The 14,819-nt window shown below is 71.7% G+C and carries 12 protein-coding genes; 1 reads left to right on the top strand and 11 read right to left on the bottom strand.

The window, feature by feature from the left end; genetic code table 11:
• The first annotated feature begins 139 nt into the window (after positions 1-139).
• The gene (locus tag AB0I04_RS32610) at positions 140-1,276 is read left to right on the top strand and encodes an epoxide hydrolase family protein (RefSeq protein WP_360893130.1); all 1,137 of its coding nucleotides are present in this window, start codon (positions 140-142) and stop codon (positions 1,274-1,276) included.
• A gap of 12 nt (positions 1,277-1,288) precedes the next feature.
• Here AB0I04_RS32610 and AB0I04_RS32605 read toward each other — a convergent pair whose 3' ends face one another.
• The 11 genes from AB0I04_RS32605 to AB0I04_RS32555 all read right to left on the bottom strand — a co-directional run bounded on the left by AB0I04_RS32605 (position 1,289) and on the right by AB0I04_RS32555 (position 14,731).
• On the bottom strand, positions 1,289-2,167 hold the full coding sequence (locus tag AB0I04_RS32605) for an NUDIX hydrolase (protein ID WP_360893127.1): 879 nt from the start codon (positions 2,165-2,167) through the stop codon (positions 1,289-1,291).
• Positions 2,157-4,226 carry an RNA degradosome polyphosphate kinase gene (locus AB0I04_RS32600; protein WP_360893124.1) on the bottom strand — a complete coding sequence of 690 codons (2,070 nt, stop codon included), beginning with the start codon at positions 4,224-4,226 and terminating at the stop codon, positions 2,157-2,159. Before AB0I04_RS32600 ends, AB0I04_RS32605 begins: the two co-directional genes overlap by 11 nt.
• Positions 4,227-4,473: 247 nt before the next feature.
• On the bottom strand, positions 4,474-5,469 hold the full coding sequence (locus tag AB0I04_RS32595; protein ID WP_360893121.1) for an adenylate/guanylate cyclase domain-containing protein: 996 nt from the start codon (positions 5,467-5,469) through the stop codon (positions 4,474-4,476).
• Positions 5,470-5,979 carry a PH domain-containing protein gene (locus AB0I04_RS32590; RefSeq protein ID WP_360893118.1) on the bottom strand — a complete coding sequence of 170 codons (510 nt, stop codon included), beginning with the start codon at positions 5,977-5,979 and terminating at the stop codon, positions 5,470-5,472.
• A gap of 49 nt (positions 5,980-6,028) precedes the next feature.
• Positions 6,029-6,661, bottom strand: a complete 633-nt coding sequence (locus AB0I04_RS32585) for a hypothetical protein (protein ID WP_360893115.1) — start codon at positions 6,659-6,661, stop codon at positions 6,029-6,031.
• The gene (locus AB0I04_RS32580) at positions 6,658-9,204 is read right to left on the bottom strand and encodes an FtsK/SpoIIIE domain-containing protein (protein ID WP_360893112.1); all 2,547 of its coding nucleotides are present in this window, start codon (positions 9,202-9,204) and stop codon (positions 6,658-6,660) included. Before AB0I04_RS32580 ends, AB0I04_RS32585 begins: the two co-directional genes overlap by 4 nt.
• 103 nt (positions 9,205-9,307) lie before the next feature.
• Positions 9,308-9,568 carry a hypothetical protein gene (locus tag AB0I04_RS32575; RefSeq protein ID WP_360893109.1) on the bottom strand — a complete coding sequence of 87 codons (261 nt, stop codon included), beginning with the start codon at positions 9,566-9,568 and terminating at the stop codon, positions 9,308-9,310.
• Between the two features lie 139 nt (positions 9,569-9,707).
• Positions 9,708-10,538, bottom strand: a complete 831-nt coding sequence (locus AB0I04_RS32570; protein ID WP_360893106.1) for a biotin--[acetyl-CoA-carboxylase] ligase — start codon at positions 10,536-10,538, stop codon at positions 9,708-9,710.
• A gap of 84 nt (positions 10,539-10,622) precedes the next feature.
• Entirely contained in the window at positions 10,623-11,591 is a 969-nt protein-coding gene (locus tag AB0I04_RS32565; protein ID WP_360893103.1) for an NYN domain-containing protein, read from the bottom strand.
• Positions 11,592-11,663: 72 nt separating this feature from the next.
• Positions 11,664-12,107 carry a GNAT family N-acetyltransferase gene (locus AB0I04_RS32560; RefSeq protein WP_360893100.1) on the bottom strand — a complete coding sequence of 148 codons (444 nt, stop codon included), beginning with the start codon at positions 12,105-12,107 and terminating at the stop codon, positions 11,664-11,666.
• A 47-nt stretch (positions 12,108-12,154) separates the two neighbouring features.
• Positions 12,155-14,731 (bottom strand): phosphoenolpyruvate carboxylase, encoded by a 2,577-nt coding sequence (locus AB0I04_RS32555; protein WP_360893226.1) that lies wholly within the window; start codon positions 14,729-14,731, stop codon positions 12,155-12,157.
• Positions 14,732-14,819 lie beyond the last annotated feature (88 nt).

Raw genomic sequence — 14,819 nt, 5'->3', positions numbered from 1 at the left:
GCGATCCCGAAACCCGGTTTCGAAACGCTTGGTCACCGGCCGCCGCGGAGCTCAGGCTCGGTAATGCGGTCGGTATCTGACCTGAGTGGTCCCTACCGTGTCCTCGTTCGGACGGTGCGATCGACGGCCGAGGAGACCCATGGAGATCAACCCCTTCAAGATCGATATCCCGCAGGCGGATCTCGACGATCTGCGTGACCGGCTCGCCCGGACCCGCTGGCCCGATGAGCTCCCCGGCGTGGGCTGGGACTACGGCGTCGCCCGCTCCCACCTCCAGGAGATGGTCGAGTACTGGATCGACGGATACGACTGGCGGGCCCACGAGGCGCGGCTGAACGCGGTGCCGCAGTTCACCACGACGATCGACGGGCAGAACGTGCACTTCCTGCACGCGCGCTCTCCGGAGCCCGACGCCGTCCCGCTCATCGTCACGCACGGCTGGCCGAGCACCGTGGCCGACTTCCTGGACATCATCGGCCCGCTCACCGACCCCCGCGCCCATGGCGCGGACCCCGCCGACGCGTTCCACGTCGTGGCCCCCTCCGTGCCCGGATTCCCCTTCTCCGGACCCACGCGGGAGAAGGGCTGGGGGAGCAACCGCGTCGCACGCGCCTGGGCCGAGCTCATGCGCCGCCTCGGATACGACCGCTATGGCGCCCAGGGCGGTGACTTCGGCTCCATCGTCTCCGCGGAGCTCGGCCGCGTCGCCCCCGCGCACGTCGCCGGCGTTCACCTCAACGCGTTCGTGGGGGCCTCGGCCCCTGCGGGCCCGCACGAACTCGACCTGCTCTCCGACACCGAACGCGAGCAGGCTCGGGCGAATCAGGCCTGGTGGCAGGCCCACTCGGGGTACGCCACCCAGATGTCCACCCGCCCGCAGACGGTGGCGTACGCCCTGAACGACTCGCCGGCGGGACAACTGGCCTGGAACCTGGAGTGGTTCGTCGACCACGACCCGACGCGGACCCGGCAGCCGCTCGCCGACCGGGACGCCGTGCTGACGAACGTCAGCGCCTTCTGGCTCACCTCCACCGCCGGCTCCGCCGCACGCCTCTACCGCGAGATCGCCGCCGACGGCTGGGGCCGGCCGGCCTCCTCCGGAGTGCCGACCGGCGTCGCCAAGTTCGTCGGCGACCGCGCGATCCGGACGTTGGCGGCCCTGTCGAACAACGTCGCCCACTGGTCGGAGTTCGACACCGGCGGCCACTTCGCCTCTCTCCAGGCCCCCGAACCGCTCGTCGCCGACATCCGCGCCTTCTTCCGTACCGTGCGCTGACGATCCGGCGGGTCAGCAGGCGTGGTGTTCGGTGGAGGCGAGGGCGCCGTCGGCGACCTGGAAGACCCAGAAGCCGCCCTTCGGGAGCCTGGGATCCTCTGGAGGCTGAGCGCCGAGCTCCTCGCAGGCGCGGGAGACGAGTTCGGGGACGAGCTCGCCGTGGGTGCAGATCAGGACGGGGACGCCGTTGGCGAGGAACTCGGCGATGCGGTCGCCCGGGGCCTTCGAGGCGCCGACGGTGACGGCCCAGTCGGTGCGGACCTCCGAGCCGGTCCGGCAGGCGTAGGGCAGCACCGTCTCCAGGCAGCGCGCCGTCGCCGAGCTGATCACGCGGGTGGGGCCGTAGCAGGTGAGCACGTCGTCGAGCCGCTGCGCCTGGGCGCGGCCCTCCTCGTCGAGGGGGCGCAGCAGGTCGTCGTCCTGCCAGTCACGCTTCTCCAGCGCGTCGGCGTGCCGCAGGATGATGTACGGCGTCGTGCGGATGGGTCCGGCGGCGAACGCCTGCAGGACCCAGCGGTCGTGCTCGTACGTGAGGCGTTCCGTCGCCTGGCCGAACGGCAGCCAGTCGACCTGGTCGACCTCGTCGCTGGGCACGAACCGGCTCTCGTCGCCGGTGGCCGCCCAGTAGTCGACCCGTTTGGGCCGATCGCCCCGGGGGTAGCGGACCGTGGGCAGCCGGCGGCCGAGCACCGGCCAGACCCCGGTCTCCTCCCAGACCTCGCGCGCGGCGGCGCGCACGAGGTGCTCGTCGCGGTCGACCTTGCCCTTGGGGAACGACCAGTCGTCGTACCGTGGGCGGTGGACGAGGGCGATGAGCGGGCGTCCGTCCGGGCCAGGGCGCCACAGCACGGCGCCGGCGGCACGGATGGTCCCCGGGGGGTCAGGCGTCAACAGTCCTCCAGCGGCGTGCGCGCATCAGTTGGGTCTGCACGTCGACATCCCCCTCGTGCCCGGTCCACACGCCGTCCTCGTTGAGGATCCAGCACTTGGTCTCCACGCCCATCGCGAGCTCGAAGCGGCCGACGAGGTCGGCGCAGTGGGCCGGGTCGGTGACGCGAACGAGGGTCTCGACCCGGCGGTCGAGGTTGCGGTGCATGAGGTCGGCACTGCCGATCCAGACCTCGTGCTCCCCACCGTTCTCGAAGGCGTACACGCGGGAGTGCTCGAGGAACCGGCCGAGGATGCTGCGGACGTGGATCGTCTCCGACATGCCGGGCACGCCGGGGCGGAGCGCGCAGATGCCGCGGACCCAGACGTCGATCGGCACGCCCTCCTGCGACGCCCGGTAGAGCGCGTCGATGAGCACCTCGTCGACCAGCGCGTTGCACTTGAACCGGATGCGCGCCGGGCGGCCGGCCTGGTGTTGCTCCACCTCCCGCTCGATGCGCCGGACAAGGCCGCCGCGCACGAAGTCGGGGGCCACGAGGAGCCGCTTGTACTCGGTGTCGCGCGAGTAGCCGGTGAGGTGGTTGAACAGGGCGCTGACGTCCTGGCCGACGTCCGGGTCGGCGGTCAGCAGGCCGTAGTCCTCGTAGATCCGGGCGGTCTTGGGGTTGTAGTTGCCGGTGCCGATGTGGCAGTAGCGGCGGAGGTCCCCGTCGGACTCCTCGCGGACGACCAGCGCGACCTTGCAGTGGGTCTTGAGGCCGACGAAGCCGTACACGACGTGGCAGCCGGCCCGCTCCAGTTTGCGCGCCCACGTGATGTTGGCCTGCTCGTCGAAGCGCGCCTTTATCTCGACGACCACGACGACCTGCTTGCCCGCCTCGGCGGCGTCGATGAGGGCGTCGATGATCGGCGAGTCGCCACTGGTGCGGTACAGCGTCTGCTTGATCGCCAGGACCTGCGGGTCGGCGGCGGCGGCCTCGATGAGGCGCTCGACGCTGGTGCTGAACGAGTCGTACGGGTGCTGGACGAGGACGTCGTGATCGCGCAGAGTGGCGAAGATGTCCGCGTCGTGCGGCAGGGCCGCCTCCGACGGCACGAACGGCGGGTACTTCAGTTCGCTGCGGTCCAGGCCGGCGATGGCGAACAGGCCGCCGAGGTCGAGCGGGCCGGGCACGCGGTAGACGGCGCGCTCGTCGACCTCCAGCTCGGTCATCAGCAGGTCGAGCACCTCCGGGGTGATCGACTCTTCGACCTCCAGACGGACGACCGGGCCGAAGCGACGGCGCAGCAGCTCGCGTTCGAGGGCCTGCAGGAGGTTCTCGGCGATGTCCTCGTCGACCTCCAGGTCCTGGTTGCGGGTGACCCGGAAGGCGTGGTGTTCGAGGATCTCGGTGCCGGTGAACAGCGCGGGCAGGTTCTCCGCGATCACGTCCTCCAGCGGCACGAACCGCGACGGCGACGCCTCCAGGAACCTCGGCAGCAGCGGCGGCACCTTGACCCGAGCGAACATCGTCGCGCCGTTCTCCGGGTCGCGGACCAGCACGGCCAGGTTCAGGGACTGCCCGGAGATGTACGGGAAGGGGTGCGCCGGGTCGACGACCAGCGGCGTGAGCACCGGGTATATCCGCCGCCGGAACAGGCGGTTGAGGCTCTCCTTCTCGGTGTCGGCCAGCTCGTCCCAGCGCAGCAGCTCGATCCCCTCTTTGGCGAGGGCGGGGAGGATCTCCTGCTGGAACAGCGCCGCGTGCTTGAGCATCAGCTCGTGCGCCACCTCGGACGTGTGCGCGAGGACCTCACGGGGCTGCCGCCCGCTCGCGGACTGGACCGCGATGCCGGTTGCCATGCGCCGGGCCAGCCCGGCCACCCGGACCATGAAGAACTCGTCGAGGTTGGTCGCGAAGATCGCGAGGAACTTCACCCGCTCGAGCAGCGGCAGGGCGGGATCGGCCGCCAGGTCCAGAACGCGCTGGTTGAACCGGAGCCAGCTCTCCTCCCGGTCAAGGAAACGATCTTCGGGGAGTCCGTCCGCAGATCTGGCGAAATGCCCTGGTTCAACACTCATGAGGTATATGATCCCCATTTTTCGTGAACGGAACGCTAAGAAAGTGTTGCCCGGTAGTTGCTTGACGCCACCAACCAGACTAAAACCCCAGCTTACGGGGCTTTCGCCGCAGATCCGTGCCCAGGGGTGCACCGAACGTCAACACTCTGCCCGGCGCGGCACATTCAAGATCACGGATGGCACCTGACGTGCGAGACGGCCAGGGAGGCGTGGTCACCTCCTACCGGCAACGACCGACCGCTGATCGTCATCCCGGTGCCCGCCAACGCGCGCGGCGGACGACGTACGGCTGGATGATGCCGAGGCCGCGGGCCGGGCGGCGGCCGATGCGGATGAGCTCGTACGCGTCACCGCCGCGCAGGCCGTCGGCCAGATCGGCGTCGGCGAGGACGGTGCCGGGCCGGGCGATCGAGGTGAGCCGGCTCGCGAGGTTCACGGTCGTGCCGAAGACGTCGCCCATCAGCGTTAGCACCAGGCCGTACGCCATGCCGACCCGCACGTCCGTGTCCCCGCCCGCGCGGACCGCCTCGGCGATGCGCAGCCCGATCTCCGTGCCCAGCGCGGGCGTGTCGGCGGTGTAGAGAACCTCGTCGCCCAGGGTCTTGACGATCCGGCCACCGTGCTCGGCGACGATGTCAGAGGCGGTCTCCTCGAAGCGTTCGACCAGCCGGGCCAGGTCGCGCTCGTCGAGGTTCCGGCTGGTCTCGGTGAACTCCACGATGTCGGCAAAACCCACGACCCGCCGCGGCCGCCCCGGCAGGGCGTCTTCCGCCGTCGACGCGGTCAGCGCGCGGGTGCCGGCGGCGGCGAGCTGCCGTCGCCACGCGTGGACGAGGAGAGGCTCCAGCGCCGCGATGTGGTTCTGGGCGTGGTCCACGATGAGGCGGACGATCTCGGGCGGCGGCGGCTCGAGGGGGTCGGTGAGCCCGCCGATGATGACGTCGATCTGCCATTCGGCGAGCCGCGCCATCGTCTGGCCGACCGCGCGGACCATGCGAAGGACCATGTCCTCGTCCAGCAGACCCTCGTGGAGGAGCTCCCGGATCCGGACGAGGGCGTCGAGGTCGCCCTCGGTGAAGGCGATCGTCTCGTCGGCGGGATGCGGAAACCCGAACGCGCGCCAGAGCCGCTGGGTGAACTCCTCTGACACCCCGGACCGTTTGATCGCGTCGATCCGGGTGTATCGGAGCTCACCGCCGAGGAGCAGCTCCTCGATCTGCCGCGGGTCCGGCGCGTCGCTCATCTACGGGCGTACGCCGTCGCCGTCGGTCAGCTCCTCGACGATGCGGTAGAGCTGGTTCTGGGTGTACTCGACGCGGGGGATGTTCTTCAGCACGAGCTGGCCGTGCTCGCCGCCCGACTCGACGGTGAGCGTGCCGCTGCGCAGGATCCGCTGGATCAGGCTCTGCTGGAACGACACGTCGTTGACCCGCGTGAGGGGGATGTCCCGGTGCGAGCGGGACAGGATGCCGTCGCGCAGAGCGAACCGCCGGTTGGTCAGCGTGTACGACGTGGTGACCCACCGCAGGAACGGGAGCAGCCCGACCACGAGGACCGCGACGAGGCCCACGGCCGCGATGATGAGGCGGATCAGCGTCTGCGCGCTGCCGTCCGGGATGAAGAAGATCGCGACGGCGGCGATGGCGACCGCGACGACCGCCCAGAAGATCGTGCCGACCAGCGTCGTCCAGTGGGGGTGAAATTCAAGGACGATCTCTTCGTCATCGCCCAACGAGCTCTTCGCAAGACCCATGGCGCAATCCTGGCAGAAACGATCGCTCAGTGGATGCTCAGCGCGTCGATCACGTCACAATGTGGACAACAATGAAGATGAGCGCGATGAGCCACACGCCGCCGCCCCCGGCCAGCCCGCCGGTCGCGGTGTCCACGGCGTACTCCCGCTCCTCGTGCGACGTCCGCAGCCGGATCCACCCCTTGGCCGCCTGCTGCCCGATCAACGGCGCCGCCAGCACCGGCCCGTACGCCAGGACGAGCCGCACCTGCCCCAGGTCGCGCAGGCCCTTCGCGAGCTCGAAGCCGACCGCGGTGACCACCACGGCCGCGACGAACCCGAGCACCACCGTCTGGATGTACCGGCCCGCGAGGGGGTAGTTCACGGGTTCGCGCACCCGCCGGTGCGCGTCGCCCAGCAGCTCTGCGGCTTCCTGGTCGCGTCGCACGTCGTCGCCGGGATCGGGAAGCGGGCCCACCGCGTGGGGGCCGAACCGCGTCGTCAGCTCCCGCCAGACGCCGGTGGCCCGCTCCTCCAGCCCGTCGAGGCGCGCCCACTCCTGCTCGACCGAGGCGTACGCCTCGGTCCGCCGTTCCTCGGCCTCCTCCAGCCGGCGCCGCGCCTCCTCCGCCGCGAGCAGCCTCCGGCCGGCCTCCGCGGCGTACTCCTTGTACGCCCGCCGTGCCGTCTGCGGATCCGTCATCGGCCCTCCGCCGTCTCGCTCATGACCTCAAAGGGGATGATCGGCTGCGGCGGCTCACCGGTGCGCTGGTCGTGGAACAGGGCGCGCCGGCGGCGCGGGACCCAGCTCAGCATCTGGCCGCCCGGCAGCGGCGACAGCTCGCTGTCCCGTACGTCCAGGGCGACCCACGCGTCGATGTTGCGCACCGACCCGACGCGCTCGACGACGTCGGCCTTGAGCCGGTCGGTCGTGCGCCACCAGCCGAGCACGTGCATACGGTGCTCCGGACCGTACTCGACCAGGCGGCGCACCGACCGGCGCAGCTCGTCGGAGCGGGTGGTCCCGGCGTCCACCGCGAACAGCACGAGGTACTCGGGAACGGCCTGGTCGGCGACCTCGGGCAGGTCCCCGCCGAGGACGGCCTCGTGGCCGTTGTCGACCAAGCGCCGCAGCAGCAGGCCGACCCGCGGCTCCAGCTGGTCGTCCAGCGCGTACAGCCGGAAGACCGCCGACCCGGGCGCGTGCCCGCGGGCCAGCGACAGCACCGCCGAGGCCAGCACGTCGTACGCCTCGTCGGCGCGGGTGCCGACGACCGCGAGGTTGCGGCCGGGCGCGCGGTCGAAGCGCACGGTCGCGGCGCTGCCGGCCAGGTCGATCCGCTGCCCGACCGCGCTCTCCCCCGGCGGCAGGGTGGGAGCGGTCATCAGCTCGGGAACGTGCGCGCCGTCGAAGATCCGCGGGGGTTCGAGGTGCTCGGGGCGGCGCTGCCACAGCTCCCGCTGCAGTGCGTCAAACGTCCCGGCCGTCCCCGCGTCCGGCAGCCGGGCGATGCGGTTGGCCTGCCGCGCCCCGGACTCGGCGTTGACCACCGCGCAGAAGCGCGCGACCTGGAGCGCGGCGGTGTTGTCGTCGGCGAGGATGCGGCGCGCCTTCGGCAGCGCGATCCGCAGCGTGAACTGGTCGAGGATGGCCCCGCGCCCCCACAGCGACTGGACGCCGCCGATGTTCTGGCTGGCCAGTACGAGGTGGATGCCCTGCGAGCGGCCCCGGCGGGCCAGGTCGTTGAGGAGGTACAGCGACTCGTCGGTGATCTTGTCCTGCTGCTGGATGAGCACCTGGAACTCGTCGATCACCGCGACGATGCGCGGCCAGTGCCCGTCCGGGTCGACGGCCCGCAGCTCCTCGATCTTGGTGACCTCGTGCTCGCGGGCTGCGGCGCCCCGGCGTTCGAGCTCGCGGGCGAGGAAGCGCAGCAGCGCCAGGCCGAACTCCCGGTCGTTGTTGATGTTCACACCGATGAGTCGGGCGTGCGGCAGCCATGTCTTGTCCGTACGGCCGCTGGCCAGGCGGGCGAATGACACGCCCTCCTTGAAATCCAGCAGGTAGAACTCCAGCTCGTCCGGCGAGTAGCGGGCGGCCATCGACCCGATCATCGCGTAGAGGAAGTTGGTCTTGCCCGAGCCTGGTGGGCCGCCGACGAGCGCGTGCACCGGGTCGTCGCCGAGGAAGACCTCGACCGGTTCGTACCGGTCGACGTCCTCGCCGATGGGCGCCCGGACCCCGGCCGCCGACGACTCGCTCCACATCCGGTGCGGGACGAGCTCGGCGAACCGCGGCGGGTCGCGCTCGATGCCCGCCCAGCGGGCGGCCCGCTCGCAGACCGCGCGGACCAGCTCGGCCGGCGGCGGCTCGACCGTCACCTCCAGCCCACCCGTCATCGAGGTCGTGACGTGCCCGTCCGCCGCGATGTCGACCGTCTCGATGCCCGGCGCGTCGTCCACGGGGACGTCACGGCACACCACGTGGATGCCGCAGGCCGCCCCGGCGTGCATCACGCTGTTGAGGTGGGCGATCTCGTCATCCCGGAACCCGCGCACCGGGCTCTGCACGATCACGACCTGCCACGGCTCCGGCCGCCGGCCCGTGGCCGCGGCGAGCGCCGCGAGCGAGGAGTGCCCGCCGCCGAGCACGTCGCGCTGGATCCGCCGGATGTCACGATCCAGCGAACCGAGCAGGTCCTTGAACTCCTCCACGCCGTAGACCGTGAGCAGCCCCGGCCGGGACAGGGCGTGGAAGCCGCCCAGCCCGGCTCCGAGCCGCCGCGGGTCGTACAGGCTGACCCGCACGGAGCCGGGCCGCGTCGTCGCCACGATCCGGACGAGCAGCGAGTCGACGATCGCGTCGGCCAGCGGCGTCTGGCCGCCGGTGATCTTCAGGTGGCCGGTGTCCAGCAGCGGGATCAGCGCGGGGACGTCCTCTGCGACCGTCCCGATCCGGTACAGGCACGGCCCCGCGTCGGCGGGCTCCGGCTCGGCCGGCCAGTCGGACCACGCGGCGGACGCCGCGCCGGAGGCGGCCTCACCGGCCAGCTCCCGCCAGCCGTCGACCGCCGCGGCCGTCTCCGGCCCGCTCGTCGCGGCGACGTCGCGGCGGCCCTGCTCGACCGCGGCCTCGGCGCTGGCGATCATCTCGTCGAGCTCGCTCCGGCGGGCGCGGATCGCCCCGCGCGCCTGCCGGATGTCCTTGCGCACGGCGGCAACGAGATCGCCGGGCTTGAGCGTCATGTGGGGATCCTGCGGCTTTCACGCAGACGGCGGTGGGCGGGTACCTCGGTCGGGGACGTGACGGGCGGGCGCGTTGAGCTCCTCGGCGTGGGTGGCAGGCGCTTTAAAGCCCCTCGGCGTAGGCGTTCGCCTCTTCGATCGCGGCGCCGATCTGGCTCTGGGTCTCCTCGATGCTCTCGACCGCCTGCCCCATCGCGCCCAGCGCGCCGCTGAGCGCGTCGTGCTCACTCCCCTGGGCCACCGCGATCAGGTACTGCAGCGCCGACTCGGCTCGGCCGCCGGCCTGGACGAGCAGCTGCACGGCCTGCTCGGCCTCTTCGCCGGCCTGGGCGATGGCGCCCTTGAGCTCAGCCACACTGGCCATGCAACGACCTCCGGAGGATGGGGATAGCCCAATTAAACCGGCGTGTCGCGGACCGGTCCAGTTGGGTCCGCGTACCGGACGCGCCTATGCGCCGGGCCTGTGCGTCGGCGAGATCCGCGCGCCCGACGCCGATTCCGGCTTATCGGACATGGACGACGTCGCCGGCGCTGAGCGCGTGATCACCGTCGGCCGCGCGGACGACCAGCCGCCCGTTCTCGTCGATGTCCACGGCCTCGCCCGTGAGGACACCGTCGGGGCCGGGCAACTCGACGCGCACCTGCCGGCCGAGCGTCGCGCACACCGCGCGGTACGCCTCCCGCAGGGAGCCCTCGACCCACTCCCCGCAGAAGTCGGCGTAACCGGCGGCCAGCTCGCGCAGGATCGCGCGGAGCACCGGGTCCCGGTCGGCCGGAGCGCCCTCCAGCGCCAGAGAGGTCGCGGTCGGCACCGGCAACTCGTCGGCGCGCAGGCTGACGTTGAGCCCGATGCCGAGCACGACGGCGTCCTCCGCACGCTCGGCGAGGATCCCGGCCAGCTTCCGGTCATGGATGAGCACGTCGTTCGGCCACTTCAGGGCGGCGTCGACCATCCCGCCCCGCTCGATCCCCTCGACCTCGACGAACCCGCGCAGCGCGGTCACCACCGCCACTCCGGCCATCAGCGGCAGCCAGCCGAGCCGGGCGAGCGGGACCTGCGGGCGCAGCAGCACCGAGACGGCCAGCCCCGAACGCGGCGGCGCGGTCCAGGCCCGGGCGAGCCGCCCGCGCCCGGCCGTCTGCGCCTCGGCGACGAGCACCAGGCCCTCGTCGGCGCCCTGCCGGGCGAGCGCGGCGACGTCGGCGTTGGTGGAACCCGTCTCGGCGACGACCCGGATCTCGCGCCAGAACCCGCCGGGGCGAACGAGCGCACGGTTCAGCGACCGCTCATTCAGCGGCGGCCGGTCCAGATCGGTGTACGGAGAGTGGCTCACCACACCAGCCTAGGGCGCGTCCGGTGGATCTGGTTCGTAGCGAGCGGCGCCGCAGAGCCGGACGGAGATCCACCGGCTCCCAGGTCAGCGGGGGGCCTTGCCGGAGACGCCGACGTTGAAGTCGAACTCGCGGTAGACGCGTGCCCAGAAGCCCTCGCGCAGCCAGTCTCGGGCCTCCTTGTAGGGGCGCAGCGAGTGGCCGAGCTCCTTCTCGCCCTCGATCAGCAGCTCCTTGTCGATGACCGTGGGCAGGATCGGGCCGGGCAGCAGGTCGCGAATGTTGTCGCGGCCGCGGGTGAGGATCCACTTGTGCGCGATGTGCTCGCCGATCTCCTCCACGCGGTCGCGGCTCGGGCCGAGCTTGGCGACGGGGTTGGGCTGGCGGACGGGCGGCGGCGCGGGCTTGGGCCGGGTGCCGAAGACCGCCGTGGGCGACGGGATCGGCGGGGTGACCGGCGTCTCCGGCGGGGCCTCGCGGGAGGCGTCGAGCATGAAGTACGGCTTGAGGAAGTCGGCGTTGACGACGTCGACGGTGTCGGCCTCCCAGATCAGCCGCTCGGCCTGATTGGTGCCGTACGGCGGCTCCACGCCCCACAGGTGGATGCGGACCCCGTAGGTCTGGGCGGCCTCGACGGCCGGAAGCATGTCCTCGTCGCCGGCCAGCAGGATGGCGTCGGTCACGGCGCCGTGCCGGGCGAGCGTCTCCAGGTCCTCGCGGATCTGGGCGTCGACGCCCTTCTGCTGGTTGTGCTTGTTGAGGTTGCCGAGCCGGAGCTTCACAAAGGGCAGCGGCGCGACGACCCGCTGGTCGATCGTCGGCACGCGGTCGCGCGCGGCGTCGAACCAGTAGATGCGCAGCAACTCTCCGCGCATGCACGCGGCCGCGTGCTCCCCCAGGGCCTTGATGAGCCCCTCGGCGTCGACCCGGTACGAGCGACGGGAGGAGACGCCGAACAGGAGGTCACCCGCTGCGGCGTAGAGATACCCCACGTCTACGAGGATCACGTAGCGCGGCAGCGGCGATAGGTGAGACACAGGCTCGCGAACAGTCATCACCTATGACTTTAGGTGAAGATCAGCCCCCCGTCCTCGGATGTGGCGCGGATGTGCGGCCTTTCTCGCCGCTCAGAGCCGCTTTCGCATGTGAACGACGCGGCGACCGTCGATTCCCGCCCGGTCGGTCTCGCGATAACCCAGGGATTCGTACAGGCCGATATTCGAGGTCATCTTCTCGTTCGTGTAGAGCCGCACCGCCGGCAGCCCGAGCGACCGGGCGCGGAACTCGGCGAAGGCCAGCAGCCGCCGCCCGAGTCCGCGCCCCTGACGATCCGGGTTGACCGCGACATTCTCCACAAGGAGCACGTCATCCTCGGGGCGCAGGACGATCAGCGCGTCGATCATCCGCTCGACCTCCAGGACGTGGACCAGCCCCGCCTCGATCAACGTCGCGTAGTCGGCGGTGAGCGGGACGGGCTCCATGCCGATCATCGGAATCCACGGGTCGTACGCCGCCTTGACGATCGCCTCCACCGACTCACGATCGACGGCTTCGGCCAGCCTTATACCCATGCACCCCTCTAACCGTCAGATCGACGAGAATCATCCATTCTCGGCGATCAGCCGGTGTTCTGCAGGCCGGCCGCGACCCCGGCGGCGGCCAGGAGCAGCAGGTCCTCGATCCGCTCGCGCTCGGCGTCGTCGTCGATGCCGGCCCGCAGCTCCTGCAGCGCGCGCAGCTGCAGGTGCGACAGCGCGTCGACGTACGGGTTGCGCAGCTCGACCGCGAGGGAGAGCACCCGGCGGTTCTCGAGCAGGCGGGAGTGCTCGGTGACCTGCAGGACCAGGGAGCTCGTGCGGTCGTACTCGGCGAGCACCGTCTCGGCCAGCTCCGGCCGGTCGCCGAGGGCGAGGTAGCGCTCGGCGATCGCGCGGTCCGTCTTGGCCAGGCTCATCTCCGCGTTGTCCAGCAACGCGGCGAACAGCGGCCAGGAACCGTACGCCTCGCGCAGCGCGTCGAGGTCGTCCACGGCGGCCAGGCCGCTGCCGAGGCCGTACCAGCCGGGCAGGTTGACCCGCGTCTGCGTCCAGGAGAACACCCAGGGGATCGCCCGCAGGTCGTCCAGCGAGGTGGTGGACTTGCGCCGGGACGGCCGGGAGCCGAGCCGGAGGTTGGACAGCTCGTTCAGCGGGCTGACGCAGGCGAACCACTCCGGGAAGCCCGGCGACTCGACCAGGGACCGGAACGTCCGCTCGGCGGCCTCGCTGATCCGGTCGGCCAGCGGCCGGAACCGCTCGGCGGCGGCCAGCGCGTTCTCCTGCACCGCGGAGGTGGAGGACAGCAGGACGGCGTTGGCGACCTGCTCGACGTGGCGCTGCGCGATCTCCGCGTGGCCGTACCGGGCGAAGATCACCTCGCCCTGCTCGGTCACCTTGAACCGGCCCGCGACCGAGCCGGGCGCCTGCGCCAGGACGGCCCGGTGGGCCGGGCCGCCGCCGCGCCCGAGCGCGCCGCCGCGGCCATGGAACATCGTCAGCTTGACGTCGTGCCGGGCCGCCCAGGCCGCGAGGGCGGCCTGCGTGTCGTACAGCTTGAGGGTCGCCGTCGTCGGGCCGAGCTGCTTGGCCGAGTCGGAGTAGCCGAGCATGACCTCCATGCGGCGGCCGGTCTCCAGGAGGCGGCGGCGCACCCCCGCCAGGTGGAGCATGCCGTCCAGCACGGCCGGGGACCGGTCGAGGTCCTCGCCGGTCTCGAAGAGCGGCACGACGTCGAGGACCGGCGCGTTGCCGCCGATCGCGGCGGCCTCGGCCAGCTCGTACACGGCGGCCACGTCGTCGGCGGTGCGGGTGAAGGAGATGACGTAGCGGCGGCACGCGTCGACGCCGAACCGCTCCTGCACCCATGCGGCCACCCGCAGCGTGTCGAGGACCTCCTCGGTCTGCTCGCTCAGCGCGCCACCGGCCCGTACCTCGGCGAGGGCCTTCTCGTGCACCGCGGAGTGCTGGCGGATCTCCAGCTCCGCCAGGTGGAAGCCGAACGTCTCCACCTGCCAGATCAGGTGCTGCAACTCGCCGTACGCCTGACGCGGCGCGCCCGCCTCGACGAGGGAGTCCTGGACGATGCGCAGGTCGACGAGCAGGTCGGCCGGGCTCCCGTACGCCAGGTCGGCGTCGCGCAGGCGCGTGGCCTGGATCCGCTCGGCGGCGTAGAGCAGGAACTGCCGGTGCGGTTCGCCCGGCGAACGCTTGCCGACCTCGGTGACGAGGTCGGGCTGGGCGGCGCGGGCGGCGGCGAGCGCGCCCGTGAGCGCCTGCGACGGCGGGGTGGTCGTCTCGTGCACGGTCAGCGTGCGGCCGATCCGGGTGCAGGCGTTGGCCAGCGCGCGCAGGATGTGGTCGGCCTGGATGCCGATCGCCTCGCGGGTGATCTGGGCGGTGACGTACGGGTTGCCGTCGCGGTCGCCGCCGATCCAGCTGCCGTAGCGCACGAACGGCCGGGCCAGCGGCGGCCGCTCGCCGGTGCCGGGCGCCAGGGCCGCGTCGAGCGAGCGGTAGATCGCCGGGACGACCCGGAAGATCGTCTCGTCGAAGATCGCCATGGCGGTGCGGACCTCGTCGAGCGGGTCCGGCTTCGTCCGGCGCAGCTGCGAGGTGCGCCACAGCAGGTCGATCTCCTCGACGAGCCGGCGGGTGATCTCGTCGCGCTCACCGCTGCCCGCGCGCGGGTCGTGCAGGTCCCTCAGGAGGGCGCTGATCCGCAGGATCGCGGTGACGACCGCCCGGCGGCGCGCCTCCGTCGGGTGCGCGGTCAGCACCGGGTGGAACTCCAGGTCCTCCAGCAGCTCGCGGACGCGGTCCGCGCCGATCTCGGCCACGGCGGAGGCGACGGACTCGCGCTGCGGCGTCTCGCCGGTGTCCCGCTCCCGGAGCGTGCGGATCCGCTGGTGCTCCTCGGCGAGGTTCGTCAGGTGGAAGTAGACGGTGAACGCCCGGGCGACGAGCTCCGCGCGGTCGAGCGGCCAGCCGCCGACGATCGCGGCGACGTCGTCCACGGACGTCTCACCGCGGCGGGCGGCGATCACCGCATGCCGCAGGGCCTCCACGTCGTCGAGCAGGCCCTGCCCGCCGTACTCGACGAGGACGTTCCCCAGGAGGGAACCGAGCAGCCGGACGTCACGGCGCAGTGGCTCGGGCATCTCCTGCCGAGCGGAGTTTCGAGTCGACACGCAGCTCAGGGTAGTTCGTCCACATGAGGTGGTCAGAGTCCCGTCTCGCTCCCTGAGA

This window comes from Actinoallomurus sp. NPDC050550 (assembly GCF_040655075.1).
Classification (GTDB): domain Bacteria; phylum Actinomycetota; class Actinomycetes; order Streptosporangiales; family Streptosporangiaceae; genus Actinoallomurus.
Note: the sequence above shows the minus strand (reverse complement) of the source record. Positions and strands in the feature narration are given on the sequence as shown.

Excerpts from the sequence above, each read along its gene's own strand:
- AB0I04_RS32610 (WP_360893130.1), top strand. The coding sequence starts at position 140 with ATGGAGATCAACCCCTTCAAGATCGATATCCCGCAGGCGGATCTCGAC.
- AB0I04_RS32600 (WP_360893124.1), bottom strand. The coding sequence starts at position 4,226 with ATGAGTGTTGAACCAGGGCATTTCGCCAGATCTGCGGACGGACTCCCC.
- AB0I04_RS32595 (WP_360893121.1), bottom strand. The coding sequence starts at position 5,469 with ATGAGCGACGCGCCGGACCCGCGGCAGATCGAGGAGCTGCTCCTCGGC.
- AB0I04_RS32590 (WP_360893118.1), bottom strand. The coding sequence starts at position 5,979 with ATGGGTCTTGCGAAGAGCTCGTTGGGCGATGACGAAGAGATCGTCCTT.
- AB0I04_RS32585 (WP_360893115.1), bottom strand. The coding sequence starts at position 6,661 with ATGACGGATCCGCAGACGGCACGGCGGGCGTACAAGGAGTACGCCGCG.
- AB0I04_RS32580 (WP_360893112.1), bottom strand. The coding sequence starts at position 9,204 with ATGACGCTCAAGCCCGGCGATCTCGTTGCCGCCGTGCGCAAGGACATC.
- AB0I04_RS32575 (WP_360893109.1), bottom strand. The coding sequence starts at position 9,568 with ATGGCCAGTGTGGCTGAGCTCAAGGGCGCCATCGCCCAGGCCGGCGAA.
- AB0I04_RS32565 (WP_360893103.1), bottom strand. The coding sequence starts at position 11,591 with ATGACTGTTCGCGAGCCTGTGTCTCACCTATCGCCGCTGCCGCGCTAC.
- AB0I04_RS32560 (WP_360893100.1), bottom strand. The coding sequence starts at position 12,107 with ATGGGTATAAGGCTGGCCGAAGCCGTCGATCGTGAGTCGGTGGAGGCG.
- AB0I04_RS32555 (WP_360893226.1), bottom strand. The coding sequence starts at position 14,731 with ATGCCCGAGCCACTGCGCCGTGACGTCCGGCTGCTCGGTTCCCTCCTG.